This is a genomic window from Microbulbifer taiwanensis (genome assembly GCF_014904815.1).
GTDB classification, from domain to species: Bacteria; Pseudomonadota; Gammaproteobacteria; order Pseudomonadales; family Cellvibrionaceae; genus Microbulbifer; species Microbulbifer taiwanensis.
Map to the genome: position 1 here is coordinate 24,863 of NZ_JACZFR010000029.1, position 24,334 is coordinate 49,196.

The 24,334-nt window shown below is 62.5% G+C and carries 25 protein-coding genes; 14 read left to right on the plus strand and 11 right to left on the minus strand.

What is annotated here, in order from left to right:
• Positions 1-3 precede the first annotated feature (3 nt).
• Complete coding sequence (locus IG627_RS11550) at positions 4-1,206, minus strand: efflux RND transporter periplasmic adaptor subunit (RefSeq protein ID WP_193192523.1); 1,203 nt, start codon at positions 1,204-1,206, stop codon at positions 4-6.
• A gap of 331 nt (positions 1,207-1,537) precedes the next feature.
• Between IG627_RS11550 and IG627_RS11555 the strand changes: the two genes are divergently transcribed.
• Positions 1,538-2,197, plus strand: coding sequence for a TetR family transcriptional regulator (locus tag IG627_RS11555; protein WP_193192524.1), 660 nt, complete (start codon positions 1,538-1,540; stop codon positions 2,195-2,197).
• Positions 2,198-2,238: 41 nt separating this feature from the next.
• On the opposite strand, the gene IG627_RS11560 is transcribed toward IG627_RS11555, so the two are convergent.
• From IG627_RS11560 to IG627_RS11605, 10 genes are read right to left on the minus strand one after another with little or no spacing between them, the layout of a single operon-like run.
• Positions 2,239-3,933, minus strand: a complete 1,695-nt coding sequence (locus tag IG627_RS11560; RefSeq protein ID WP_193192525.1) for a Na(+)/H(+) antiporter subunit D — start codon at positions 3,931-3,933, stop codon at positions 2,239-2,241.
• A complete protein-coding gene (locus tag IG627_RS11565; RefSeq protein WP_193192526.1) occupies positions 3,926-4,219 on the minus strand; it encodes a hypothetical protein in 294 nt (97 codons plus the stop codon). Before IG627_RS11565 ends, IG627_RS11560 begins: the two co-directional genes overlap by 8 nt.
• A 6-nt stretch (positions 4,220-4,225) precedes the next feature.
• A complete protein-coding gene (locus IG627_RS11570; RefSeq protein ID WP_193192527.1) occupies positions 4,226-5,695 on the minus strand; it encodes a proton-conducting transporter transmembrane domain-containing protein in 1,470 nt (489 codons plus the stop codon).
• On the minus strand, positions 5,692-7,170 hold the full coding sequence (locus IG627_RS11575; protein ID WP_193192528.1) for a monovalent cation/H+ antiporter subunit D family protein: 1,479 nt from the start codon (positions 7,168-7,170) through the stop codon (positions 5,692-5,694). The genes IG627_RS11570 and IG627_RS11575 overlap by 4 nt, the downstream gene beginning before the upstream one ends.
• On the minus strand, positions 7,170-7,541 hold the full coding sequence (locus IG627_RS11580; protein WP_319024556.1) for a cation:proton antiporter subunit C: 372 nt from the start codon (positions 7,539-7,541) through the stop codon (positions 7,170-7,172). Before IG627_RS11580 ends, IG627_RS11575 begins: the two co-directional genes overlap by 1 nt.
• Position 7,542: 1 nt before the next feature.
• The gene (locus IG627_RS11585; RefSeq protein ID WP_193192529.1) at positions 7,543-8,577 is read right to left on the minus strand and encodes a DUF4040 domain-containing protein; all 1,035 of its coding nucleotides are present in this window, start codon (positions 8,575-8,577) and stop codon (positions 7,543-7,545) included.
• Positions 8,578-8,597: 20 nt separating this feature from the next.
• Positions 8,598-8,984, minus strand: a complete 387-nt coding sequence (mnhG, locus tag IG627_RS11590; RefSeq protein ID WP_193192530.1) for a monovalent cation/H(+) antiporter subunit G — start codon at positions 8,982-8,984, stop codon at positions 8,598-8,600.
• Positions 8,977-9,267 carry a monovalent cation/H+ antiporter complex subunit F gene (locus IG627_RS11595; RefSeq protein WP_193192531.1) on the minus strand — a complete coding sequence of 97 codons (291 nt, stop codon included), beginning with the start codon at positions 9,265-9,267 and terminating at the stop codon, positions 8,977-8,979. Before IG627_RS11595 ends, mnhG begins: the two co-directional genes overlap by 8 nt.
• Entirely contained in the window at positions 9,261-9,758 is a 498-nt protein-coding gene (locus IG627_RS11600) for a Na+/H+ antiporter subunit E (RefSeq protein ID WP_193192532.1), read from the minus strand. The genes IG627_RS11595 and IG627_RS11600 overlap by 7 nt, the downstream gene beginning before the upstream one ends.
• Before the next feature lie 46 nt (positions 9,759-9,804).
• Positions 9,805-10,254: a Rap1a/Tai family immunity protein gene (locus tag IG627_RS11605; RefSeq protein ID WP_193192533.1), complete on the minus strand. Its 450-nt coding sequence runs from the start codon at positions 10,252-10,254 to the stop codon at positions 9,805-9,807.
• A 281-nt stretch (positions 10,255-10,535) separates the two neighbouring features.
• On the opposite strand from IG627_RS11605, the gene IG627_RS11610 reads away from it, so the two are divergent.
• From IG627_RS11610 to IG627_RS11665, 13 genes are all read left to right on the plus strand, one after another.
• A complete protein-coding gene (locus tag IG627_RS11610; protein ID WP_193192534.1) occupies positions 10,536-11,252 on the plus strand; it encodes a response regulator in 717 nt (238 codons plus the stop codon).
• Positions 11,249-12,601: an ATP-binding protein gene (locus IG627_RS11615; protein ID WP_193192535.1), complete on the plus strand. Its 1,353-nt coding sequence runs from the start codon at positions 11,249-11,251 to the stop codon at positions 12,599-12,601. The genes IG627_RS11610 and IG627_RS11615 overlap by 4 nt, the downstream gene beginning before the upstream one ends.
• A 568-nt stretch (positions 12,602-13,169) precedes the next feature.
• A complete protein-coding gene (locus IG627_RS20885; protein ID WP_226864978.1) occupies positions 13,170-13,316 on the plus strand; it encodes a hypothetical protein in 147 nt (48 codons plus the stop codon).
• 1 nt (position 13,317) lies between these two features.
• Entirely contained in the window at positions 13,318-14,505 is a 1,188-nt protein-coding gene (locus IG627_RS11620; RefSeq protein ID WP_193192536.1) for a LuxE/PaaK family acyltransferase, read from the plus strand.
• Positions 14,506-14,533: 28 nt separating this feature from the next.
• Entirely contained in the window at positions 14,534-14,914 is a 381-nt protein-coding gene (locus tag IG627_RS11625) for an iron-sulfur cluster assembly scaffold protein (protein ID WP_193192537.1), read from the plus strand.
• Positions 14,911-16,092 (plus strand): cysteine desulfurase family protein, encoded by a 1,182-nt coding sequence (locus tag IG627_RS11630; protein WP_193192538.1) that lies wholly within the window; start codon positions 14,911-14,913, stop codon positions 16,090-16,092. Before IG627_RS11625 ends, IG627_RS11630 begins: the two co-directional genes overlap by 4 nt.
• 16 nt (positions 16,093-16,108) lie before the next feature.
• Positions 16,109-17,815, plus strand: a complete 1,707-nt coding sequence (locus IG627_RS11635) for a fatty acyl-AMP ligase (RefSeq protein ID WP_226864979.1) — start codon at positions 16,109-16,111, stop codon at positions 17,813-17,815.
• Between the two features lie 20 nt (positions 17,816-17,835).
• Positions 17,836-18,108: an acyl carrier protein gene (locus tag IG627_RS11640; RefSeq protein ID WP_193192540.1), complete on the plus strand. Its 273-nt coding sequence runs from the start codon at positions 17,836-17,838 to the stop codon at positions 18,106-18,108.
• Positions 18,108-19,175, plus strand: coding sequence for a flavin-containing monooxygenase (locus tag IG627_RS11645; RefSeq protein WP_193192541.1), 1,068 nt, complete (start codon positions 18,108-18,110; stop codon positions 19,173-19,175). Before IG627_RS11640 ends, IG627_RS11645 begins: the two co-directional genes overlap by 1 nt.
• Entirely contained in the window at positions 19,172-21,520 is a 2,349-nt protein-coding gene (locus IG627_RS11650; RefSeq protein ID WP_193192542.1) for an efflux RND transporter permease subunit, read from the plus strand. The genes IG627_RS11645 and IG627_RS11650 overlap by 4 nt, the downstream gene beginning before the upstream one ends.
• The gene (locus IG627_RS11655) at positions 21,510-22,307 is read left to right on the plus strand and encodes an outer membrane lipoprotein-sorting protein (protein WP_193192543.1); all 798 of its coding nucleotides are present in this window, start codon (positions 21,510-21,512) and stop codon (positions 22,305-22,307) included. The genes IG627_RS11650 and IG627_RS11655 overlap by 11 nt, the downstream gene beginning before the upstream one ends.
• A gap of 4 nt (positions 22,308-22,311) precedes the next feature.
• Positions 22,312-23,499, plus strand: coding sequence for a hypothetical protein (locus tag IG627_RS11660; protein ID WP_193192544.1), 1,188 nt, complete (start codon positions 22,312-22,314; stop codon positions 23,497-23,499).
• 9 nt (positions 23,500-23,508) lie between these two features.
• Positions 23,509-24,300: a 4'-phosphopantetheinyl transferase family protein gene (locus tag IG627_RS11665; protein ID WP_193192545.1), complete on the plus strand. Its 792-nt coding sequence runs from the start codon at positions 23,509-23,511 to the stop codon at positions 24,298-24,300.
• Positions 24,301-24,334 lie beyond the last annotated feature (34 nt).

Genomic DNA, 24,334 nt, shown 5'->3' on the forward strand with positions numbered 1-24,334 from the left:
CCTTTACGACTCGTCTGCAGTCGGCGCTTGAACTTGCTTGGCCTTCGCTTCGCCAGCAGTGACTTCTCCGGCCGCCGGCGCTGCGGGCGCTTCGGCCTCGGCGGCCTGCACCGGCGCGCCCGGGCGGATTTTTTGCAGCCCCTCGACGATGACTCTGTCACCGGCCTCGAGGCCGCCCTCGACCAGCCATTTGTCGCCGATGGTGCGACTCACCTGTACCGAGCGCTGGGCCACTTTGTTTTCACCGGTCACGACCATGGCCGAGGTACTGCCCTTGGGATCCCGGGCTATGCCCTGCTGGGGTACCAGGATCGCCTGCTCGCGCACACCGCGGCCGACCACTGCGCGCACATACATACCCGGCAGCAGCATGCTGTCCGGGTTGGGTACCCGCACCCGCAGCAGCACGCTGCCGGTGGACGGATCCACACTGGCCTCGGCAAATTCCAGCTTGCCCCGGTGTTCGTACTCGCTGCCATCCTCCAGCAGTATGGTGACCGGCAGGTCGGTGGTATCGGATACTGTGCCGGCATCCAGCGCCTTGCGCAGCTCCAGCAGCTCCGCGGTGGACTGGGTCACATCGACGTAGATCGGGTCCAGTTGCTGTACGGTTGCCAGTGCGGCGGATTGGTTGGCAGTGACCAGGGCACCTTGGGTCACGGCGGACTTGCCGATGCGGCCGGAAATCGGCGCGCTGATACGGGCGTATTCCAGCTGGATACGCGACCGCTGCAGCGCAGCCTTAGCTGCGGCCACATCCGCCCTGGCCTGCTGCAGCGTGGCCTGGGCACTGTCGTTGTCCTGTTTGCTGACCGCACCCGTCGTCACCAGGTCCGCGGTGCGCTCGGCATTCAGGCGGGAGACGTTGAGCGCTGCCTCGGCGCGCTGCAGACTGGCTTTGGCGCTGTCGACATCGGCGCGATAGGTGGCGTCGTCCAGCTGGTACAACGGCTGGTTGGCGTCGACCAGGCCGCCCTCGCGGAACAGCTGCTGCTTGACGATACCGTTCACCTGCGGGCGCACCTCCGCCACCTTGAACGGCGATGTGCGACCGGGCAGTTCCCGGGTCAGGGTGACCGGCTCCGCCTTGAGGGTGACCACGGTCACCTGGGCCGCCATCATCGGCGGCGCGGCGGCCTCCTCACCACAGGCGGTAAGCAGTGCAGATGCCAACAGCAGACTGACCAGCGCTTTCTTTTTCAGCATGACTTCCTCGACCTTTACCTCGATCCAGCGCCGCTATCCGGGCGACGCCGTAGATATGAACAGATTTGTGCGAACAGACAGCTTAGTCCGGTTCTGATAGCGCGCATTTTATATTCATGCACAAATGAATATCAAACATTTATTCATGCATGAATATAAAATAGAATGCCCAACCAAACCCGGATAGCCCGGCGGCCCAAAGCGAACCACCCGTAGGTACTGGTCGCTATTAACCGCGCCGAATCGACAGAGTTCAATTCGACTGCGGCCAGCGGTGCCCCCGCCGGGATCAAGTGAATTTAGTGACTTTTGTAACAGGTTCGACAAGCCGATGGCCAAACGCAGAAAAGAGGATGCCCTGGAGACCCGCGAGCGGATACTGGATGCCGCCATTACCGTGTTCCACAAACACGGTGTGGCCCGCCCTTCCCTGACGGAGATCGCCGAGCTGGCCGGAGTCACCCGCGGCGCCGTCTACGGCCACTTCCGCAACAAGGGCGACCTCTTCGCCGCCCTGACCGAGCGGGTGAAATTCCCCGGTGAGAAGCTGTGCGAGTCCGCCGGTGAAGAACTGAAGAAGGATCCCCTGGGGGTACTGCGCACCCGCTGGCTATGGCTGTTCCAGGAAGTGGCCAGCAACCGCCAGTGGCAACTGATCCTGGAAATCGTATTCCACCGCTGTGAACTGGTCACCGAGAGCGGCGAGATTCACCAGCGCTTGATACAGGGCCACGCCGAGGGTGTCGAGCGCATGCGCGAGCTGATCAGCATGGCGGTGGCCAAGGGCCAACTGCCCGCAGACCTGGATATCGACCTGGCGGTGCCGATGCTGCACGGCGCCCTGGTCGGCGTGCTCGAAGAATGGCTACTGCAGCCGCAGATCGGTGATCTGGGTGAGTTGGGAGAGCGCTATATTGACGCGATGATTGATATGGTGCGCGTCTCACCGACGTTGCGCCGCCAGCAACAAAAAGTTGCCGTGATGCACTGACGGGCGCGGCAATGCTTCGATGCCTGGCAAACTCTGACTGTTTAAAGAGTGAAGCCAAGCAGCAGGTAAACTCCCAGCAACAGCACCACACCCGCCACCATGCTGCCCGTCAACCAGCTGCGTGCCATCACTCCCTCGGGCTTGTGATGGCCGCTGATGCCCTCAATCAGATTACCGACGCCTTTCAGGGCTGCACCGCGCAGGCGCTGGTCCAGCCGGAAGGCAGCGGCGACAAAGCCGCGCGCGGCATTCGGCAGCAAGCGGCGGTAGAACCACTCGACATCCAGGTTTACCGACGGCAACTCTGGCGGATACAGCCGGCGCAAGTTCAGCCACACAAACGCCAGCGCAGAGAAGAACAGCAGTTGCAGCTGCGTCAGCACGTGGGTGACATCGTAGGGCGTGTAGGCCATTTCAAATGGCAGCAGGCTGTACAGCGCCTGCGGATAAATGCCCACCGCCAGGCACAGGGCCGCAGCGATGGACATGGCCACCAGCATATTGGCCGGTGGCTCCTTGGCGCGCAGCCCCGAGTCGTGGGCGAAAAAGGCGAAGTACGGAATTTTGATCCCCGCGTGGTGGAATACCCCGGCCGAGGCGAACAGCAGTATCAGCCACACCCAGTCGTAACCGTTCTTGATCGCCGCGCTCATGACCATCGACTTGCTGACGAAACCACTGAACAGCGGGAAAGCCGAAATGGACGCGGCCCCGATAATACACAGCACCGTGGTCTTGGGCATCGTCTTGTAGAGCCCGCCCAGCTCGGAGCCGTTGATGCGCCCGGTCACGTGCAGCACCGCGCCCATGGACATAAACAGCAGCCCCTTGAAAATCACATCGTTGAACGCGTGCGCCACAGCGCCATTGATGGCCAGCGATGTACCGATGCCGATACCCACCACCATAAAGCCCAGCTGGTTGATCAGGCTGTAGGCCAGCACGCGGCGCAGGTCGTTTTCGATCACCGCATAGAAGATCGGGAAACAGGCCATGGTCGCGCCGATATACACCAGCAGTTCGGTGCCCGGATAGGCCCGCGCCAGGGCGTAGACCGCCACCTTGGTGGTGAAGGCACTCAGGAATACGGTGCCGGTGGGGGTGGATTCCGGATAGGCATCGGTCAGCCAGTTGTGGAAGAAGGGGAAGGCGCACTTGATACCGAAGGCCAGGAATATCATCCAGCCGTAGGGGTTCTGTCCCAGGCCTATCTGCCCGAATTCCAGCGAGCCGTGGGCCTGGCCGTAAAAAATGATTCCGCCGAGTAGTAACAGTCCGGACAGAATATGTAGCGCGAAATAGCGCAACCCAGCCACATAGGCGCGACCGCTGCGGCGCGCCCAGACGAGAAATACGGACGTCAGCGCCAGCAGTTCCCAAAAGATAAACAGCGTCAGCAGGTCACCGGCAAACACCGCGCCCAGCGCACTGCCGGCGTAGAGCAGGCTCGCCACCTGCTGCATCGTATCGCGCAGGTGCAGTGCATAGACGATCGCGATCAGCGCGGCAACATGGAACAGGTAGCCGAACAGCAGGCTCAGCCTGTCGGCGCGGAACAGCAGCAACTGGAAATCCAGCACCGACCAGGTGCCGAAGCTGCCCTCTCCCAGCAACCACAGGTTTGCCAGCCCCAGCAGAGGGACGGCAATCATCAACAGCGCCCGCGGCCAGCCCCGTAGCCACAGTGCCAGCGCGGCGGCAACGAAGAATGGAATAAATGGAGCCACTTCAAACATCGTCGTGCCCTCCCCGCGCCTCGTTATTCCGAAGCTCCAAGCGATCGTAGTAATCCTCCGGACGCATCAGGAAGCTGCGCATCCACTTGGCGACAATCACCAGGATCACGCAGCCGACGAAGCCATAGAGCGGGTAAAAGGCCGGCAGTCCCTCCCAGCGGAATTCGGTATGGCGGTGCACGACAAAATCCGCCGCTACCAGCAGCGCACAGATACCGTAAAAGATCCGCAGCACCAGGCGGATATTGTCCGGCCTGTCGAAGAAGTATTGTTTTTCGCCACTCATACGCGCTTAGATTCCGGCCTTGATCAGCTGATAAAAGGTATCGGGAAATAACAGCAGGTAGACACAGCCCGCCGCGGTGATCGAGAGCGCAATCACCGACGGCAGCGGCGCCTCCCTGATAACCGAGGCCTTCCCGGCGCCACCCGCCGGCGGCTCCTCACCGTCGAGGAAGGCGCGCAGCGGAATCGGCAGCAGGTAGGCAATGCTCAGCAGCGAGCTGGCCATCAGCAACCCCATCAGTAACCACTGCTGCGCCTCCAAAGTGCCCAGCATCAGATACCATTTGCTCCAGGTGCCGCCGGTGGGCGGAATGCCAATAATGCACAGGCTGGCCACCAGGAAGGCGGTCATGGTGACCGGCATCTGCCGGCCTATGCCGCGCAGCTCGCCGACTTCGGTCTTGTGCGCGGCCACCAGGATCGCGCCCGCACAGAAGAACAGCGTAATCTTGCCGAAGGCGTGCATCACGATATGCAGTGCGCTGCCGGTCATGCCGGCGCTGGTGGCCAGCAGCGCGCCCAGGGTGATATAGCCGAGCTGGCTGACGGTGGAATACGCCAGGCGTTTTTTCAGGTTCTGCTGGCGCAGCGCGACAATGGAGGCGAGCAGAATCGAGGCTCCGGCCAGGTACAGCAGCCACTGTGTGGCGGGGATGCTTTTCAGGGTGTCCAGGCCGAAAATCAGCAGGCAGACTTTCAGCAGCACAAACACCCCCGCCTTGACCACGGCCACCGCGTGCAGCAGTGCACTCACCGGTGTCGGCGCCACCATCGCCGCCGGCAGCCAGCGGTGAAACGGCATCACCGCCGCCTTGCCGACGCCGAACACGAACAGCACCAGCAGCACCGACAGCAGCGCCGGGTCCGAATCCGGCGCAAAGACGCCGCCGGCTCTGAAATCCAGCGTACCGGCTAGCAGCCAGGTGGCGACAATGGCCAGCAGGAAGAAGCCCACCGAAGTACCCAGCAGCACGCTCAGGTAGACACGCCCCCCCTGCCGCGCCTTGTCTGTGCCGGCGTGGGTGACCAGCGGATAGGTGCACAGGGTCAGGACTTCGTAAAAGACAAACAGCGTGAACAGGTTTTCGGCAAAGGCGATGCCGATGACCGCGCCGATGGAAAGCGCAAACAGGCCGAAAAAGCGCGTCTGGTTCTGTTCGCCGTGGCCGCGCATATAGCCAATCGCGTACAGGGTGGTCACTATCCAGAGAAAACTGGCCACCAGCGCAAACAGCAGGCCGAGCGGCTCTATGCGAAATGCCAGTGCCAGGCCGGGCAGCAGATCCAGCCAGTGGACCGCGATCTCCCTGCCATCCAGCACCGGTTGATACAGTGACGCCACCACTGCAAACAGAGCCGTCGCGGCCAGCAGGGAGACGGCTTCGCGCGGGTTCTGCCAGCGGCCGGTCAATTGAATAGCCACCAGCGCCAGCGGTGCGATCAGTAGCGCCAGTTGCAACAGGGCCGATTCGGTCATTGTGCGCCTCCCAGCAGGAATTGCGCCGCCGCGGCAGTTACCTCTACCGGCAGGCAGGTATCAATACCGAAATACAGGTTGGCGCCGATCAGCAGCCAGGTGGGGAGCAGCAGGCCGAGCGGCGCTTCGCCGCGCGGCTGCCCGGCGTCCGCCGGTGCGTGGAAGTAGGCAGCCTCCACCAGCCGCCAGATATAGGCCACCGCCAGCAGCGAGCCCAGCACCACCAGTAGCGCCAGCCACCACAGCTCGCGTTCCATGGCGGCGGCGATCAGATACCACTTGCTGACAAAGCCCACCGTCAGCGGCACACCAATCAGGCTGACACCGCCGACGACAATGGCGGCCATGGTCCAGGGCATGGCGACGCCCAGGCCGCGAAAATCTTCAATACGGCTACCGCCGACCCGGTACACCAGCCCCGCCAGGGCCAGGAAGAGGCCACCCTTCATCAACGCGTGATTGAACAGGTGCAGCAACGTCGCCTGCAGGGCCGTGACGGTGCCTATCCCCACGCCCACCACCATATAGCCGATCTGCGCCACGCTGGAATAGGCAAACATGCGCTTGATATCCACCTGGTAGACGGCCACCGCAGAGGCGACGAAGACGCCGATCAGGCCCAGCCCGATCAGCAGGGTTTCCAGTGGCAGGCTGGCCAGCGAGAACTCCACTCCGAAAACGGTGATGGTAAAGCGCAGCAGCAGGTAGAGCGCCACCTTGGTGGCCGTGGCGGCGAGAAATGCCGTCACGATCGACGGTGCGAAGCTGTAGGCGTTGGGAAGCCACTGGTGCAGCGGGAAAAGCGCCAGTTTCAGGCAGATACCGACAAAAATAAATGCAAAAGCGGCCAGCACCGTCGCTGAATTCTCGACTGCCGGCAGGCGCACTGCCAGGTCCGCCATATTCAGAGTACCGGTCATCATGTAGAGGAAACCGATCCCGATCAGGATAAAGGTTGCGCCTATGGTGCCCATGATCAGGTACTGGAAAGCCGCCCAGAGTGCGCGGCGATCGCGCCCCAGGGCAATCAGCGCGTAGGTGGCAAGCGACGAGATTTCCAGGAAAACGAATACATTGAAGACATCACCGGTGGCGACAATACCCAGCAGGCCGGCAAAACACAGCAGGTAGAGCGTGTAGAAGAGTATCTGCCGATTGCCCTCCAGTTCCCTCGCCACACTGGTGTGTGCCGCGGCCAGTACCACGCTGCTGAGACCGGAAACGATCAGCAGCACCCAGGCATTGAGCAGATCGATCCGGTACTCGATGCCCCAGGGTGCCTGCCAGCCGCCGAGGGTGTAGCTGATCGGGCCGGCGGCATAGACCTGCTGCAACAGCAGCACACTGACCGCCAGCGCCGACAGGCACGCGGCCAGGGCAAACAACCATACCAGGCTGGCGCGGCGCAGAAACAGGCAGGAGGGCGCCGCCACCAGCGGCAGTATGACCTGCAGTATCGGAAGGTGCGTCAACACTACTGCTCGCTCCCTTCTGTCCGTTCATGCGCCAGCGCCTGGATATCCCCTTCCTCCACACTGCCGTAGGCGCGCTGGATACGGATGACCAGCGCCAGTGCCAGTGCCGTGGTGGCGATACCCACGACAATCGCGGTCAGGATCAGAACGTGCGGCAGCGGATTTGAGTAGAGACTTTCGCCCTCGCTCAGAATCGGCGCGCTGCCGCCGTCCACCTTGCCGGCGCTGATGTAGAAGATGAAAACCGAGGTCTGGAATATATTCAGCCCGATGATTTTCTTGATCAGGTTGCCCTGGGCGATCACCATGTACAAGCCGATCATCATCAGCGCTATGACCACCCAATAGTTGTAAAGCGACGCCAGCAACACCTTAACCGGCCCTCCCTGTAATGGATTTCCCCGCCGGCGCAGCCGCGCCCCGCTGCGACTTCAGCAGCTGCTCAGAGAAGAGATAGAACACCAGCAACATCACCGCGGCGACCGTGATGCCGACCCCCAGCTCAATCGCAATGATGCCGATATGTTGTCCGCTGACCGGATCTGCCGCCAGGCCGCCGTAGTCGAGAAAATTCCGCCCGGTGGCCATACCCAACAGGCCCACACTGCCGTAAATCAGCACACCCACCGCGGCGAGCATCTGCACCAGGCCGCTCGAAGCAACCCGGCGCACCGCGTCCAGACCGAAGACTAGGCCGTAGAGAATGAAACCCACGGCAAAAATCACTCCGGCCTGGAATCCCCCACCCGGCCCGTATTCGCCGTGAAACTGCACGTAGAGGGCATAGATCAGGATCGGGGCTATCAGTATCTTGGCCACCACCTCCAGTACCAGCTGCCGCTGCGCATCGGCGACGGCAGCGACCGGATTGGGAAGCGGAACCTCTCCGCGACCACCCGCCAACAGCGCCAACACGCCGAGGCCCGCGGTGAAGATCACCACCACTTCGCCGAGGGTATCGAAGGCGCGATAGCTCGCCAGTACCGAAGTCACGATATTGGGGATACCTATCTCGGCGAAGGATTCACCGATATAGTGCGGTGCCACATGCAGATGCGCCGGCGCTTCCGCAGCGCCGAAGGCCGGCATATCCAGCGTCGCCGCGACCAACAGCGCGCCGACCGTGGCCACCAGCAACAGCGCCGCCAGGGCCCGAGTCGGGTGGGCGCGCTGGCGGCGACCACACAGGGCCAGGGTCATCAGGATCAGCAGTGGCGATATACCCGCGCCGACCGCCGCCTCGGTAAAGGCCACATCCACCGCGCCCATGGTCATAAAAAAGCTGGCGGACAAGAGGCCGTAGATACCGGCCAGCATCGCGGCCGCAAACAGGTCCCTTGTCCAGGCGATAGCCGCCGCAGTGACCAGCAGCAGGGCGAGCAGCGCGATATCCAGTATCAGTTCCACGATCGAGTTCCCCTTTGCTGTCAGATGCGATCCGCGGTGTCTGCTGCCACCGCGATCTCCGGCTCGACAGCGGCTACCGCTGCCGGTTCGGGGTACTGTGCACGGCTCTCCGCCAGCCGCAGCTCGCTGTGCTGGGCCGATTTGGCCAGGGCGTGGCTCGCGGTTGGACTGGTGAAGAAAATAAACAGCAGAATCAGGCCCAGCTTGAACAGCGCCAGGCTCCAGCCAGCGATCAGCATCAGCCCGCCGACGATCAGGAAGGTGGCCAGGGTATCGGTAATCCCGGCGGCGTGCATACGGGTGTAGAAGTCCGGGAAACGCAGCAGTCCCACGGCGCCGGACACCATAAAGAAGCAGCCCAGAGCCAGCGCCAGCCCGCTCACGACAACCAAAACAGATTCAATCATGAGGCGCCCCCTCCCCCACTTGTCCATCGCCGCGGCGGGAGCGAAATTCGAAATAGCGCAGCACACCGATCACGCTGACAAAATTGATCAGCGCGTATACCAGTGCGATATCGAGGAACTCCGGTTTTCCGAGGGTGAAGCAGATCACCGCAATCAGCAGCACCGTCTTGGTACCGAACACATTGAGTGCGAGAATGCGGTCGTAGATTGTCGGGCCCAGCAGGGCCCGCGCCAGCGCCATTGCCATGACTACCAGCAGCGCGATCGCTGTTGCCGTCAGCATGATTTTTTCAGTACTCCCAGCCCGTTGATCCGCGCTTCCATTTCGCCGCGCCGCAAATCCTCCAGCGAGTCCGCAGTCAGGGCATGCACAAGAATTTCATCGCCATCAATATCGACGGCCACCGTGCCCGGCGTCAGGGTGATGGAGTTTGCATAGAGCGCCCTGGCGAGATCACCGCGCAGTGACGTTGTAATTCGTGCGCTGGCGGGCTTGAGCGATACCTTGAGCGACTTACTGCCGCGCCAGACACAGGCGACCACCTCGAGATTGCTGCGCAGGATTTTCCGGAACAGCCACCAGTAGTAACCGGGCAGCGCGAGTAACAGATGCAGGGGCTGAGAGTCGCTATCGACAATGTTCATCCGGTGGGCGACGAACACGACGAAAACCACCGACAGCAGGCCGAAGCCGAGCAGGAGCGGCGAGTAGTGGCCGGAATTGGCCAGCCAGATGAAAGCCAGCACCGCAAACAGGGAAATGGTGTAACGCATGGTAAACTCGCGCAAATTCAACCGGCAAAGCGGTATCGGTGCGCCATCAACTCCTCGGTACCGAATCGCACAGGTAGTGGGTCTCGAAAACCCGACGCATCACATCGGCGGCATCGGCACCCGCAGGCAGCTCACGCGGCTGGGCGGCGACCTTGGCGATCAGGTCGTTCAGGCGTTCGCCTTCAGGCAGGCAGAAGCGACTGTTGAGACGTTTCTCAGCCGCGTCTGACAACCGGCTGGCGCGGGTGCGAATGGCGCGGGCGACAAATCCGGACGGCCGCTCCTCCGCGGCCACTATCTCGTCGGTCGCCGACAGATACCCCTGAATGAATCCCCGGCAGGTGGACGCAGCGGCCGCATCCAGTCCCTGCTGGTGTTCACTGCAGGCGGACACCAGCGCTTCCCCGCTCAGGGGTTCCATAGCGGCCAGCGGCTGAGCGATGGCCAGCGCGAGTAGCGCGCCGATACGGATCAGTAGTCGCTTTGTTCTCGCCATAGTTTGCCCGTTGTTTTGCGGTGTTATTGTTGGCAGCGCGATTACTTTGGCACTTTTGCTGTGGCGAATATTGTCAGCATGGTGAAAAAGTGTGGCAAAGTTTGTCGACCCGGACACCCGCGGCCACCGCGGTCTCCCACAACCCCCGCAACTTGGCGCCGTACGGCGCCTTTGCTAAAGTTGTGACTTCACGCGCCGCGGCACTGCGCCGGCCGAACAGGCTCCCGCGTCGGGTTCCGCCGCACGTTTTGCAACATTTGCCAACAATAGAAGAGATCCCGATGGCGGAACCCAAGGCCCGCGTACTGGTCGTCGACGACGACTGCGATATTCGCGTACTGATCTCACAGCTTCTGACCGAGGAGGGTTATGCGGTCGAGGCAGCGGGCGACGGCGAGGAGATGTTCGCGCTGCTGGGGCAAAAACCCGTGGACCTTATACTGCTCGACGTAATGCTGCCGGGCCGGGATGGTTTCGATCTCTGTCGCCAGTTGCACAGCGATGCGAAGATGCCGCCGGTGATCATGATCACCGCCAAGGACGACGAGATAGACCGGGTGGTCGGACTGGAGTTGGGGGCGGATGACTATATCGTGAAGCCCTTCAGCGGCCGCGAATTGCTCGCGCGGATCAAGGCCGTACTGCGCCGCGCGCGGCAGCCCGCCGCCAGCCACAGGCGCGGCCACTATCGCTTTGCCGGCTGGCGCTTCTATCCGGCACAGATGGAGTTGTTCGACGCGGACTCCACCGCGATCCCCCTTTCCACCAGCGAGACGGAACTGCTGCTGGCATTTGTGCAGAATCCGCAGGTGCCCCTGTCCCGCGATCGACTGCTGGACCTGACCAAGGGCCGGGAGAGCTTTCCGTTCGACCGCAGTATCGACTCCCATATCAGCCGTCTGCGACGTAAACTCGGCGACGATGCCAAGAAGCCGGAGCTCATCAAGACAGCCTGGGGTACCGGCTATATCTTTACCTACCCGGTCGAGACAGAGTGAAGAACTGGCTCCCGCGCACCATCCGCTCGCGCACGATACTGGTGCTCTTCTGCGCTTTCCTTCTATCGCATACCGTCAGCCTGGCGATCTATGAGATCAACCGGGACAAGACCATACTGCTGACCGAGGCCACCGACCTCGCGGACCGCATTATCGGCGTGGTTGAACTGGCCCGCAGTTTTCCCGAGCGGGATCGACAGCGCATTCTCACGGCGGCGGAAACACAGTTCCTGACCATGTTCCCGGAACCCGGCAATCTCGACGACGAGCGCTGCCGGGACAACGACTTCTCCAGGCGCCTGACAGAATCCCTCGGCGCCGCCTTCGCCGACGTTCCGGGATTCAACGCCCGCGTCTGCCTGCGCCGCCTGAAACCCTCTCCCCTGCTGAGCCGGCGCGAGCCGCTGCACGGCTATGATGTCCTGGTCTCGATCAATTTTCCCGACGACGAGCGCGCGGTCTTCCACGCGATCCTGCCGGAAGGGGAATCCCTGATTCACGACGCGGTGGTGGTCTACCTGCTGTTTTCCAGCCTGGTGGCCCTGCTGTTGGCCGGCTACCTGATCCGCAAAACTGTGGAGCCCCTGGGCAAGCTGGCGCGCGCCGCCGACAGTATCGGCACCAATATCGATGCCCCGTCACTGCCGGAATCCGGACCCGACGAAATTGCCGCGGCCGCCCGTGCATTCAATCGGATGCAGCAGCGCCTGGCGCGGCTGGTCCACGGCCAGACGGAAATGCTCGCGGCAGTTTCCCACGACCTGCGCACCGCGGTTACCCGCCTGCAACTGCGGGCCGAGATGCTGCAGGACAAGGAGGAACGCGAGGGTATGCTGCGCGTTGTGGAGGATATGAAACTGATGACCCAGTCGGTAATCGATTTCGTTCGCGGTGTGGAGCCCAGCGAAGCACCGCGCAGGATCGACCTGCGCGCCATGGTCGAGAGCCTCTGTGACGACCTCAGTGAAGAGGGCTACCCGGTGCTGTGCGACACGGGAAGCGGCGACTTTACGCTCGAATTGCGCGCGGCGGCCCTGCGCCGCGGCCTGCAAAACCTGATCGACAATGCGATCAAATACGGCGGCGAGGCCCGGGTAAGCCTGAAGCAATTGCCAGACGCCATTCAAATTGCCGTCGATGACAATGGCCCCGGAATTCCCGCAAGCGAACTGTCCGCCGTAATGCGCCCCTTCTACCGGCTGGAAAAATCCCGTAACAGCCGCACCGGCGGTGTCGGCCTGGGCCTGTCCATCGCCGGCAACATCATACAGGCCCATGGCGGTGAGCTGACTCTCGAAAACCTCGATGTTGGCGGTCTTTGCGCAACCATTCAGCTGCCCCGCCGATGATGTGAGCCTGACTCCCCGCCCTACCCATCTGGTTTTCTCTACGCGGGCGCCAGCGCTTTCCGCCTGCAATCGTGAATTCGCGCAAACTGATTCATCGGTACCAGCTGAAAGCGCCTCCCCTCACCAACAATATCCTGCGACCAACCCGGGCATAACGATCGTCTCATTTTAAGACGGGCCTTCCGTCACAGTTACGGACAAGGCCAAAGCAATTGAAATAATCGTACCAAAAAAATTTAGTATTTTTTCCGGACGGCACTGAAAATTTATAGCGCTAATCGGCAATCCTAAAAATCAAATTATTTACCCGAAGCAAATGCGTCTCCACACCAATAGTCATGTTATAGATAGAACAACGGAAGGAAATCCGATTTTCTTCCGATAAAAAACTAACTTTTCGCACAACAACCCCCAGCCACCAGAAGACAACAGAAAATCAGCAAGCCTGTAAAGAGTTGACTTTGCAAAATACGCCCAATATCTTCGGCCAACCTTAACAATTCTGTCATAAAAAGAATCAGGATATACATAATTCGAATAACACAACTGATCCCATAAACGTCCACCAGTGTTTTCCGACATGCCGAAATCCGTCATACAGGGCGAGCATCTGCGACCAGTGGTGGCGGCACATGAATTCAATCAGGAAACAGAATCCAAGGCGCTAGTGCCGACGGTAAAAACCGAGAAAAAGGAATTTTTAAATGGAGATTGAAATGTCGACTCAGTTGCACAGCCTACTGAAGAACAGCGGACTGGACCCCTTGAAGGTGGCACTGTCATCGGTGCCGGAACTTTTTTCCATGCCGGACGAAAAGCTGCTGGAATTCAAGACAGGGCTGATCCACGAGGCCTTCTCCCATCACTACGCGAACAACCCTTTTTTCCGCTCCGCGTGCGACGGCAAGGGCGTGACGCCCGACAGCATCTCAACGCCGGCGGACCTGGTCAAAATACCCCTGATCCCCATCGAACTGTTCAAATCGAATGACAGCCACAAGCTGCTGTCCATCAGCCTGCGCGACGTCGAACTGGAAATGCGCAGCACCGGTACCTCCGGTATCCCAAGCGTATCCCGCCGCTGCGCGAAAACGATCGACAATGCGGTGCTGGGCATCTACGCGATGTATCGCGAGTTCCTCAAGATCTCCAAGGGCGCTGGTCTCTATCTCTGTCCCTCGACCGAGGAAATCCCTGAGATGGGTATGATCAAGGCACTCAACATGCTTGCAGGCCTACTCGATACCCACCGGTTCATGGTCCGGCAGGAATCGTTCAAGCCGGAAGAGGCGCTGGCACAGCTCGAAGAGTGGAATCAAAAGTTCAACCGCCACCTGATCGGACCGCCGTTTCTGATCAACCGTTTCATCAGCTACCTCAAGGCCACCGACACCCGCATCAAGCTCGACAAGAACAGCTACATCATCACGCTCGGTGGCTGGAAGCGCTTCTCGGGCCAGATGCTGTCGCGGGCCGAGTTCAATCGCGAGTGCGTCGAGTACCTGGGCGTAGAGGAAAGCCAGATTCGCGATATCTATGCGCTGGTCGAGTCCAACGTCGTGGCCATCGACGACGAACACGGGGTCAAACACGTATCCCCGTTCATTCACTTCTCCGTGCGCGATCCCAAACAACTGGACCGCGAGGTCGAACCTGGGGAGACCGGTCAGCTCGCAATTCTCGATCCGCTGGCCCGTTCCACACCCGGCTTCATGCTTACCGAGGACCTGGTGCGCCTGCTGCCGGAACCGAGCCGCTCCGGTCGCAGCGGGCAGCGCATGCAGTACGTCATGCGCTTACCCGAGTCGAAAGAGTTCGGCTGTTGTGCGGTGAACCTGGACAAACGGCTGGAAGACCTTGATGCCGAGCAGGCCGCCAGCGGCAGCTGCCCGGTCGTCGCCTGATCGTTGCCGGCAAAGGGGAAGCCAGCGCATGTACAACGACATCATCATCGACAACTTTTCCGACCCGGCCCACGTCGGCGACATCGACGGACCGGAATACCAGTACGAAATCGGCAACCCGGTGTGCGGGGACCGGATACGCATACAGATCAGCGCCACCGGCGGACGGGTCGACAGCGCCCGCTTCAGGGCCTGGGGCTGCGCCACTTCGGTGGCGACGGCCAATATTTTCTGCGCCTCGCTCGAGAGACTGGTGCTGGCGCGTCTCGGCGAGCGCAGTGACAGTGAGATCGAGGCCATGCTCGGCGAGCTGGAACCGTCACAGTACCACTGCGTCGAGATACTGCAGCAGCTGCACCGACGGCTGGTCGACCTGGCGGGCGAAGACTGCCGGGAGGCCACCACATGATGGATATGCATCCGATCGAAGGCTACTTCGACTACAACGCCACGACACCAGTTTCCGAGGCGGCCGCGGCGGCGATGACCGCGGCGCTGCGGCTCTTTGCCAACCCGTCGGGCCGCACGCGGCCCTCGACCAGCAACCGCGAACTGATCCGGGAATCCAAGGCCCGGGTCGCCCGCCTGCTGGGCACGGTGCCGGAAAAAGTGTTCTTCACCTCCGGCGGCTCCGAGGCCAACAACTGGGCCATCAAGGGCAGCCTGCTGAACGACCTGGCCGCGCCCGGCCACATTCTGACCACGGCGATTGAACACCCCTCGGTGATCGAGACCATCCGTTACTGCGCCCGGCAATTCGGCTTCGAAGTCACCTGCCTGAAACCGGACGCGAGCGGCGCCGTCAGCCTGGAGGCCGTCGCCGACGCCATACGGCCCGACACCAGGCTGATCTCGATGATGTACGCCAACAATGAAACCGGTGTGATTCAGCCGGTGGAACAGGTGGCAGCGCTGGCCCGCGCCGGCGACATTCCGTTTCACGTGGACGCCGTCCAGGCGGTCGGCAAGCGGCCCCTCGATGTCGAGGCGCTAGGGGCCGACTTTGTCTCTCTGTCGGCGCACAAATTCTACGGCCCCAAGGGCATCGGCGGCCTCTATATCCGCGACATAGACCGCATTTCGCCGCTGATCCACGGCGGCGGCCAGGAGATGGCGATGCGCTCGGGCACCGAGAATCTGGTAGCCATCGCCGGGCTCGGCGAGGCGGCGGACGAATGTCGGCGCGAACTCGAACGCTGGGACCGGCATTGCCTGGACTGCAAGCAGCGGCTGCTCGAGCGGCTCCGAAAGACGGCCATCGAAACACGCATCAACGGCCTCAGCGATTGTGCGGGCGCGCTTTCCAATACCCTCAACCTGTCGGTTCCGGGTGTCCGCGGCGAGGCGCTGGCACTGCTGATGGAAAAGAAGGACGGCATCGTAGTGTCGATCGGTTCCGCCTGCAGCAACAACAAGACCCGCCAGCTGTCGCCGGTACTGCAGGCCATGGGGCTCGCAGACGAGGCCATCCAGAGCGCGATCCGGATCAGCTTTGGCCGCTTTACCCGGCTGGACGATATCGACCGCTTCGTCGATTCGCTGGAGCGGTGCGTGCAGCAGCTCAAGACCATGAGCTTCAACGGATAGGGAAAGCGGGCCCATGATGGATCAGACTTTACCGGCCCCGCGCTTCATGGATGTGTTCGCCCGGCACGTGGCCGCCGATCCCAACCGAGTCGCCTGCGTCTTCCAGCCCCAGGGCCCCGACAGCGCCCTGTCGCTGAGCTACGGGGAACTGAACCGGCAGGTCCAGGAGCGGGCCCGGTTGCTGGTGGAGCGGGGCTATGGCGGTCAGCCCCTGGCGCTGCTGTTCCCCGCCGGGATCGACTTCGTTGTCAACTTCCTCGCCTGCCTCGCCGCCGGCGCCATTGCCGTACCATTGAACCTCAGCCGCAATGCGCAGCAGCTCGAGCGCACGGTGCGAATCCTCGAGGACGCGAAAACCAAAGCCATCCTCACCACCGCCCGGACCCGCGAGCAGCTGTCCGGGCAGTTGGCGGAATCACCGCAGATTGAGCTGGGCGAGCAGGCCTGGATAGACGAGCAGCAGACAGGATCCACCGAAGCCGTCGGGTTGCCGCAGCCGGCCCCGGAACAGCTGGCGTTCGTGCAGTACACCTCCGGCTCCACCGGCCTGCCCAAGGGCGTGATGGTGAGCCACGCCAATATCGTCGACAACCAACTGGCGATCCAGCAGGCCTGCGGTCACCGCAAAGGTTTAATCGCCGGCGGCTGGCTGCCGCAGTTCCACGACATGGGGCTGATCGGGCACCTGCTGCAGCCGCTGTTCCTCGGCGGCACCTATGTCTCCATGCCGCCGATGAACTTCGTCCAGCGCCCGCGCCGCTGGCTGGAACTGATCTCGCGCTACCGCATCCAGAGCTCCGCCGCGCCCAACTTCGGCTACGAGCACTGCGTCAAGTTCATCGGCACACGGGAGGACCTGTCGGGCCTCGACCTCAGTTGCTGGACGGTGGCCTTGAATGGCTCAGAGCCGGTCAGCGCCGACACCATGCGGGCCTTCGCCGAACGCTTCCGGCCCCTCGGTTTCTCCGCCGACGCTTTCTTCCCCTGCTACGGCATGGCGGAGACCACGCTGTTCGTCTCCGGGGGGCCGGCGCGTAGCGGCATTGAAACCCTGGCCTTCGAGCCCGCGGCGTTCGACCGCGGCCGGCTGCAGACTGCCGAAGAGGGCCGCTGGGTGGTCAACTGCGGCCGCATCACGCCCCGGCTGGCGGTGAGCATCGTCGCCCCGGAGAGCGGCCGGCTTACCGGCGCCGACCGCATCGGCGAGATCTGGATCAGCGGCGCCTCGGTCGCCCGGGGCTACCTGAACAATCCGCGGATCAGCGCGCAGCAGTTCGGCGCCCGGCTGTCGCCCTGCGACGGCCGCCGCTATCTGCGGACCGGCGATATGGGCTTCGTGCGCGACGGCATGCTCTTCGTAACCGGGCGCATCAAGGAAATGCTGATACTGCGGGGCCGCAACCTCTACCCCTACGATATCGAGCGCACATGCAGCGGCCATCCGGACGTGGCCGGCAACAACGGTGCCTCGGTGTTCACGGTGGAGAGCGGCGGCGAAAACCGACTGGCAGCCATCGTCGAGATCCGCCGCAACGCCTTTCTCAACCGCGACCACGCCGAACTGCGGCAGGAGCTGCGCGAGGCGGTGATGTCGGCGCACGACGTCGCCCTCGACCGGCTGCTGCTGGTGAAACCCGGCGACATTCCGAAAACCACCAGCGGCAAGGTCCGGCGCACCGCCTGCCGCGCACTGATCGCCGCCGAAGAGACGCAGCCCGCCTGACCACATGAGAGGAAATCAAGATGACGGCTGATTTTTGCCTGAAACCCCTGATGGAGCAGATCGCCGACTTCATCGTTGCCAAGACCCCGGAGTTCTCGATCGAGGAGCACAGTGACACCTCTTTTTCGAGCCTGGGCCTGGACTCGGCGGACCACGTCCGGCTCTCGGCCCTGGTGGAGGATCACCTGTCCATCGAGGTCGATCCGACGCTGGCTTTCGACTACCCGACCATCAACGCCCTGACTGCCCACCTGGAGCAGCATTTCGCCGACACGGCCCGGGAGCGCAATTGATGGCGCCTATCGACTGCCTGGTAATCGGTGGCGGCCAGTTCGGCCTCCACACAGCGCGCCGCCTGCAGCAGAGCGGACTCGACTATCTGCTGCTGGAGCGGGACGCTATCGGCGACGTCTGGCGCAACCGGCTCGAGGGCATGCGGCTGTTCACGTCGCGGCAGTTCTGTGCCCTGCCGGAGCTGGCGTTCCCGGGCGACCCGCAGGGTTTCCCGACCACGGCGGAAATGGCCAACTATCTGGCCCGCTACGCCGAGCACTTCGAACTGCGGATTCGCGAGCACAGCGAAGTGATGCGCCTCGATCGCCTCGCGACCGGCGGCTTCCAGGCCACTCTCGCCGACGGCACCGCGCTGCAGGCCAGCAGTGTCGTCAACGCCACCGGGGCCAACCAGATGCCACAGGTGCCGGCGATCAGCGCACAGCTGGCCGGGGAGGTGCAGCAGCTCGACGCCTGTATCGCCTCCACCGATGCCATTGCCGACGGTCGCACCGTCGCCGTGATCGGAGACGGCGCCAGCGGACGCCAGATCGCGGATCGCCTGGCGGGGCGTTGCAGCCTGCTGCTAGCCACCGGTTCGCCCCGCGGCCTGCCCCCCAACCGGTTGCTCGGGCGGGACATTTTCTGGTGGCTCGACCGGCTGCGCATTCTCTATGCCGACAAGAACAGCCTGGTTGCGCGGATCCTGAAAAAGCGCAACCCCGTACCCTGCGGCGAGTACAACAACCGCCGCCTGCAGGCCAAGGGCGTAGAGATTGTCGGCCGGGCACAGGAGTGTTCCGGCCGTCGCATCCGCTTCGATTCCACCGGCTGGCGCGACGTGGATACCGTGATCTGGGCGACGGGCTATCGCGACCGCACCGACTGGATGAAGCTGCCGCACTGTGTCGACGATCGGGGCTTCATCGAGGAGTACGGCGAGACGCCCGAACCCGGCCTCTTCCTGGTGGGTAGCAAATGGCTCAGCTGCCGGGCGTCTGAGCTGGTGATGGGCGTCGGGGTGGACGTGGAGCGGGTGATGGTGCCGCTGCAAACCTTTTTATCGGACGGGAAGGAAACACCTTGAACAAGGGTATAAAGACGGACTGGATCATCCGCTCTGGCGCCAGCCGCTGGCTGCTGGCACTGGTACTGTTGCTGACGCTGGCGTCGGCCGCCGGCCTGACCCGGATGGGGCTGGCCAGCGACTATCGCGTTTTCTTCGACGACGACGACCGCGACCTCCAGCGCCTGGAGCAAATGCTGGACACCTACAGCACCACCGACAACGTGTTCATCATGATCGAGCCCGGGGACGGGCGCATCTACAACCCGCGCACGCTGGGCCTGGTACACGAGTTGACGCGGGCGCTGTGGCGGGCGCCCCACGTTTCCCGGGTCGATTCGTTGACCAATTTCCCCTACAGCTCCGCCGACGGCGATGACATCCTGATCGAGGAATTCGTCTACGAGCTCGACGAACTGACACAACAGCGGATCGCTTTAATCGAAACCGCCGCCAGCGGGGAGCGGGACCTGGTCGGCAACCTGCTGAGCGCGGACGGCCGCTACACCGCGATCAATGCCACCATCCGGCTGCCGGGAATCGACCACAAGGCCGAAGTACTGGCCGTCACCGGCGCCGTCGATGGGTTGATCCGGTCGTTCGAGGCGGACTATCCCGATCACCGCTTCTCCGTCACCGGCGTGGTGGAGATGAACGGCGCCTTCTTTCAGGCAGCGAAAAAAGATTTCGTCACGCTGATTCCACTGATGATCCTCTTCGTGCTGATCAGCGCCGGCCTGATTCTCCGCTCGCCGGCCGCCGGCGGCGCTATTATGGTGGTGGTCGTACTGGCACTGCTCGGTTCCCTGGGCCTGGCGGGCTGGCTCGGCATTCAACTGTCGGCGCCGTCGGTGTCGGCCCCGATCATCATGTTCACGGTAATCGTGGCGTCGGCCATCCATATCCTCAGCTATATCCAGCGCCAGATCCGCAGCGGCGTTTCCCGCGAAGAAGCGGTGCTGCAGTCCTACCGGCGCAACCTCAAGCCGATCGCGGTGAGCCATATCACCACCATCATCGGTTTCCTGGCGATGAACTTCAGCGACTCGCCGCCGTTTCGCGACCTCGGCAACATAGTGGCGCTGGGTGTGCTGTTTTCGCTGCTGCTGTCGCTGACGGTACTGCCGCAACTGCTGCTGCGGATCCGTTTCTCATCGCGGGCCACCGGCGCCAACCGGCTGCTCGATCGCATGGCCCCGCTGTCGGACTGGGTGATCGCCCGCCGCCGGCCGATCCTGTGGCTGATGCTGCCGCTGTCCCTCGGCCTCGCCGCGCTCAGCCCACAGAACCAGCTCGACGACGACCTGATCCGCTACTTCGATGAGTCGCAGCCGTTCCGCGCCGATGCCGAGCGCATCGACCGGCACTTTTCCGGTATCTACACCATTGACTACTCGCTCTCGGTGCCGGAGCAGAACGGTATGTTCCAGCCGGCATTCCTGCAGTTTCTCGAGCAGTTCGAGGCCTGGTTGCGACAGCAGCCCGAAGTCTTCACCACCGCGAGCCCACTGCACCGGATCAAGGATCTCAACCGCCTGATGAACGGTGGCGACCAGGCCTTCTACCACCTGCCGGGCGATGCCACCACAGCGGCGCAGCAGTTCCTGCTGTATGAAATGTCGCTGCCGTTCGGGCGCGACGTGACCCATCAGGTCAGCTTCGACAAGTCTTCGGTGAAACTGACTGCGCGACTGAAAAACCTCAGCTCCGTGGGCCTGATCGCCTTCGAGGAGCGGGTCGAGGACTGGCTGCGGCAGCACCGGCCGCAGGCCATCGGCATCTACCACAGCAGCCCCGCGGTGATCTTTTCCCATATCGGCCAGTCCAACATCGTCAGCCTGCTCGAAGGGGCCTCGCTCGCATTCGTGGTGATTTCGCTGACACTGATGCTCGTGTTCCGCTCGCCCTATATCGGCCTGCTGAGCCTGATACCAAACATGCTGCCAGTCGCGGCGGCCTTCGGTTTCTGGTATCTCGTCAACGGCCAAATCTCGATGGGGCTGGCCGGTGTATCGGCGATGGCGATCGGCATCATCGTCGACGATACGGTGCACTTCCTCTACCAGTATGTCGACGGTCTGAAACGGGGCCTCAGCCCCGAAGACAGTGTGCGCGAGACCTTCGGCAAAACCATGGGCGGCATCCTGATCAGCTCGCTGCTGCTGGTGGTTGGCTTCCTGCTGCTGTCGACCTCCGCCTTCGAGAAAAACGCCCAGATGGGCATGCTCACCGGCATGTCCATCGTGCTGGCACTGATCTTCGACCTGATACTGCTGCCGGCGCTGGTGCTGACCTTCATGCGACGGGCGCCCGCAGTAGCGACACTGCAATTCCGCGACGACAAGGAGCTCAACAATGCGAAATGATTACCGCCTCCTGTTTCCTGTGACGCTGCTGTGCGGCCTGCTGAGCCTTCAGCTACAGGCTGCGGATACTGGCGCAGCAAAGGGGCGTGAGATCGCCGTGGCAGTCGAAAATCGCGATCTGGGGTACAGCGACAGCGTCGCCGAACTGACGATGATCCTGCGCAACAGAAGCGGGGACGAAACCCGACGCGAACTCGAAATTAGCATTCTCGAGAACCGCGACGGTGGCGACAAGTCGCTGATCCGATTCGACTTCCCCGCCGATATCCGCGGCACGGCACTGCTCACCCATCCGCAGCCCGACGACGCCGATGAGCAGTGGCTATATTTACCGGCTTACACGCGTATCAAGCGGATCTCGTCGCGTAACAAGAGTGGTGCTTTCGTCGGCAGCGAGTTTTCATTCGAGGACCTGGCCGACAAGGAGGTCGATGATTTCCGCTATGCCTATGTGCGGGCAGAAGCTTGCGGCGAAGGTATCCTGATGTGCGATGTCATCGACCGGATGCCCGAGGATACGCACTCCGCCTACAGCCGGCAGCGGGTGTGGGTCGACCAGAGTGCCCAGCGCATCTTCCGCATCGATTACTTTGACCGCAAGGAGGCACTGCTAAAGACCTTTACCGCAAAGGATTTCCGGCTCTACGAGGATCGCTACTGGCGTCCATTGGAAGTGGCGATGCGCAATCAGCAGAGTGGAAACGTAACCATCCTGAGCTACAGCCGCATCCAGTTCCAGACCGGTCTCTCGGCCGCAAATTTCCATCGCAATACACTGCGGGATTGAGAGCATGGGGTTATTGCGCAAAGCGGCGCGGGCGATGCTGAGCCTGAGCCTGGCTACCCGGCCGGCCGTCGCGGACACAGAGATCGACAAGCACTCCGTGGACGTCGCGGCCACAGCTCGCGCATTCGCACAGGCGGCACCGCTCGCTATCGGCGACAGCTATGACTATGCCCCCGGCGTCCAGGGCGAAGCGGATGCAGAGGGGCGCATCGGCGACACCGATTTCAAGTTGCGGCTGTTCGGTGCCTGGGACGCGCAGGACGAGGAGCGCCGCTACGCCGATATCCGCCAGGCCAGCCTCCACTGGCGACACGACCGGCTGTCGCTGGGCGCCGGTGTCGGAACCTTCTTTTGGGGTGTCTCGGAATCGATCAACGTCGTCAATGTGCTCAACCAGGCGGACCTGCGCCAGGCAGTCGACAGCAAGGAAAAGATGGGGCAGACCTTCGTATCGCTGGGGCTGCGTTTCGGCAACGGCGAGCTGTCGCTTTTCTACCTGCCGACCTTTCGCGAACGCGAATTCCCCGAGCGCCCCGCGTTCGGGCTGCCGGTGTCGCAGCGGGCCCTTTTCGAGACCCCCGACAAGGGTGGCGATATCGCCCTGCGCGGTCTCTTCTACGCCGGTGATCTCGAGGCTGGACTCGGCTACTTCAAGGGGACACGGCGGTCGCCGCTGTTGATCCGGCGCAGCCCGACAGCAACGGAGTGGACGCCTTTCTACATCGAAACCGAGAACCTGCTACTGGATGCGCTCTACCTGCTCCACGAAGCGACCCTGAAGCTGGAAGCCAAGACCGGGCGCGAGCTGGATCAGGGTTTCTTCGCCGCCAACGTCGGCATCGAGTACCCCGTCTATTCACTGCCGGGCGGCATTCAGGAGCTGTCGCTGATCGCCGAGTACCTGGTCGACGACCGGGGCGAGCGGGCCGAAACACTGGGCCAGAACGATCTTTTTATCGGCCTCAGGACCAGCTTCGGAGATATCGGCAACAGCAGCTTCCGCGGTGTGGTCAGTTACGACTTCGACAGCCAGGGCAACTACCTGGACCTGGGGCTGGAGCACCGCCTGAGCGACTATTTCCGCTTCGAAACGCGGGCGCTGGTGTTTCTCAACGCCGGCCGCGACGATAACTGGCTGTACCCGGTCCGGAACGAGGACTTTATCGAGTTCAAGTTGCACTACTCTTTCTGAGCGCCACCCGTGAAGATCCCCGTTGACGACGATATAAGCCTCCGGATTGCCACCACGACGTCATTCGAACCACTGTTGCAGCGCGACCCGCGAACCGTCTTCACCACCGTCAGCAAGGCCGAGCAGAGCAGGTATCGCTCAATCGTCAACCGGACGGCTGGCCTGCACTTTCTGCTCGGGCGCTATATGCTGCGTCGCGCCCTGTCCGCCGAGAGCGGATCCGGTATCCCGCCCGCGCGCTGGGAGATCGCCGCGGACGGCCACGGCAAGCCGAGGGTTTTGAACCGGGAGGCGGCTTCGGTACGCTTTAGTATTTCCCATAGCGGTACTGCGGTCGCCATTGCGCTCAGCCGGACCCATGACCCCGGTCTCGATCTCGAACCACTGGCCCGGGATCACGGCGCAGGCCTCGCCGCCAGGCATCTGCTCAGCCCGGCGCAGTGCGACCAGTTGCGCCGTGTACCCGGCGCTGATCGCGACGCGCTGCTGGCGCGGGTCTGGTGCATCAAGGAAGCCGTGTCGAAGGCGTGCGGCCTGGGTCTCCGGCTGCCCTTCCCGACGCTTGAGTTCGACCTGATGTGCCTCTGTAACGCGGATCCGGCGGGCTGGTTAGAATGCAGGGTGCGGGAATTGGGCCGTTTCCAGTTCAGCCTCCACACCTTGGCACGGCGCTACCTGCTCTGCGTGGCGGTGACGTCGCCGGTGCCACCCGGCTCGGCCCGGATTGCACTGAAACCCTTCAAACCGCAGCCAGGCCGCACCCGGGACACGGCGTCGAAGACAATGATTGTGCCGCTGTGATATCACCGGCAGGGGCGTACTGCCCAGACCACCA

What these genes read in the sequence shown, in the direction of transcription:
- IG627_RS11565 (WP_193192526.1), bottom strand. Translation starts at nt 4,219, where the DNA reads ATGAGTGGCGAAAAACAATACTTCTTCGACAGGCCGGACAATATCCGC.
- IG627_RS11560 (WP_193192525.1), bottom strand. Translation starts at nt 3,933, where the DNA reads ATGTTTGAAGTGGCTCCATTTATTCCATTCTTCGTTGCCGCCGCGCTG.
- IG627_RS11640 (WP_193192540.1), top strand. Translation starts at nt 17,836, where the DNA reads ATGACGGCTGATTTTTGCCTGAAACCCCTGATGGAGCAGATCGCCGAC.
- mnhG (WP_193192530.1), bottom strand. Translation starts at nt 8,984, where the DNA reads ATGATTGAATCTGTTTTGGTTGTCGTGAGCGGGCTGGCGCTGGCTCTG.
- IG627_RS11595 (WP_193192531.1), bottom strand. Translation starts at nt 9,267, where the DNA reads ATGCTGACGGCAACAGCGATCGCGCTGCTGGTAGTCATGGCAATGGCG.
- IG627_RS11605 (WP_193192533.1), bottom strand. Translation starts at nt 10,254, where the DNA reads ATGGCGAGAACAAAGCGACTACTGATCCGTATCGGCGCGCTACTCGCG.
- IG627_RS11655 (WP_193192543.1), top strand. Translation starts at nt 21,510, where the DNA reads ATGCGAAATGATTACCGCCTCCTGTTTCCTGTGACGCTGCTGTGCGGC.
- IG627_RS11600 (WP_193192532.1), bottom strand. Translation starts at nt 9,758, where the DNA reads ATGCGTTACACCATTTCCCTGTTTGCGGTGCTGGCTTTCATCTGGCTG.
- IG627_RS11635 (WP_226864979.1), top strand. Translation starts at nt 16,109, where the DNA reads ATGGATCAGACTTTACCGGCCCCGCGCTTCATGGATGTGTTCGCCCGG.
- IG627_RS11550 (WP_193192523.1), bottom strand. Translation starts at nt 1,206, where the DNA reads ATGCTGAAAAAGAAAGCGCTGGTCAGTCTGCTGTTGGCATCTGCACTG.
- IG627_RS11570 (WP_193192527.1), bottom strand. Translation starts at nt 5,695, where the DNA reads ATGACCGAATCGGCCCTGTTGCAACTGGCGCTACTGATCGCACCGCTG.
- IG627_RS11660 (WP_193192544.1), top strand. Translation starts at nt 22,312, where the DNA reads ATGGGGTTATTGCGCAAAGCGGCGCGGGCGATGCTGAGCCTGAGCCTG.
- IG627_RS11630 (WP_193192538.1), top strand. Translation starts at nt 14,911, where the DNA reads ATGATGGATATGCATCCGATCGAAGGCTACTTCGACTACAACGCCACG.
- IG627_RS11645 (WP_193192541.1), top strand. Translation starts at nt 18,108, where the DNA reads ATGGCGCCTATCGACTGCCTGGTAATCGGTGGCGGCCAGTTCGGCCTC.
- IG627_RS11555 (WP_193192524.1), top strand. Translation starts at nt 1,538, where the DNA reads ATGGCCAAACGCAGAAAAGAGGATGCCCTGGAGACCCGCGAGCGGATA.
- IG627_RS11625 (WP_193192537.1), top strand. Translation starts at nt 14,534, where the DNA reads ATGTACAACGACATCATCATCGACAACTTTTCCGACCCGGCCCACGTC.
- IG627_RS11620 (WP_193192536.1), top strand. Translation starts at nt 13,318, where the DNA reads ATGTCGACTCAGTTGCACAGCCTACTGAAGAACAGCGGACTGGACCCC.
- IG627_RS11610 (WP_193192534.1), top strand. Translation starts at nt 10,536, where the DNA reads ATGGCGGAACCCAAGGCCCGCGTACTGGTCGTCGACGACGACTGCGAT.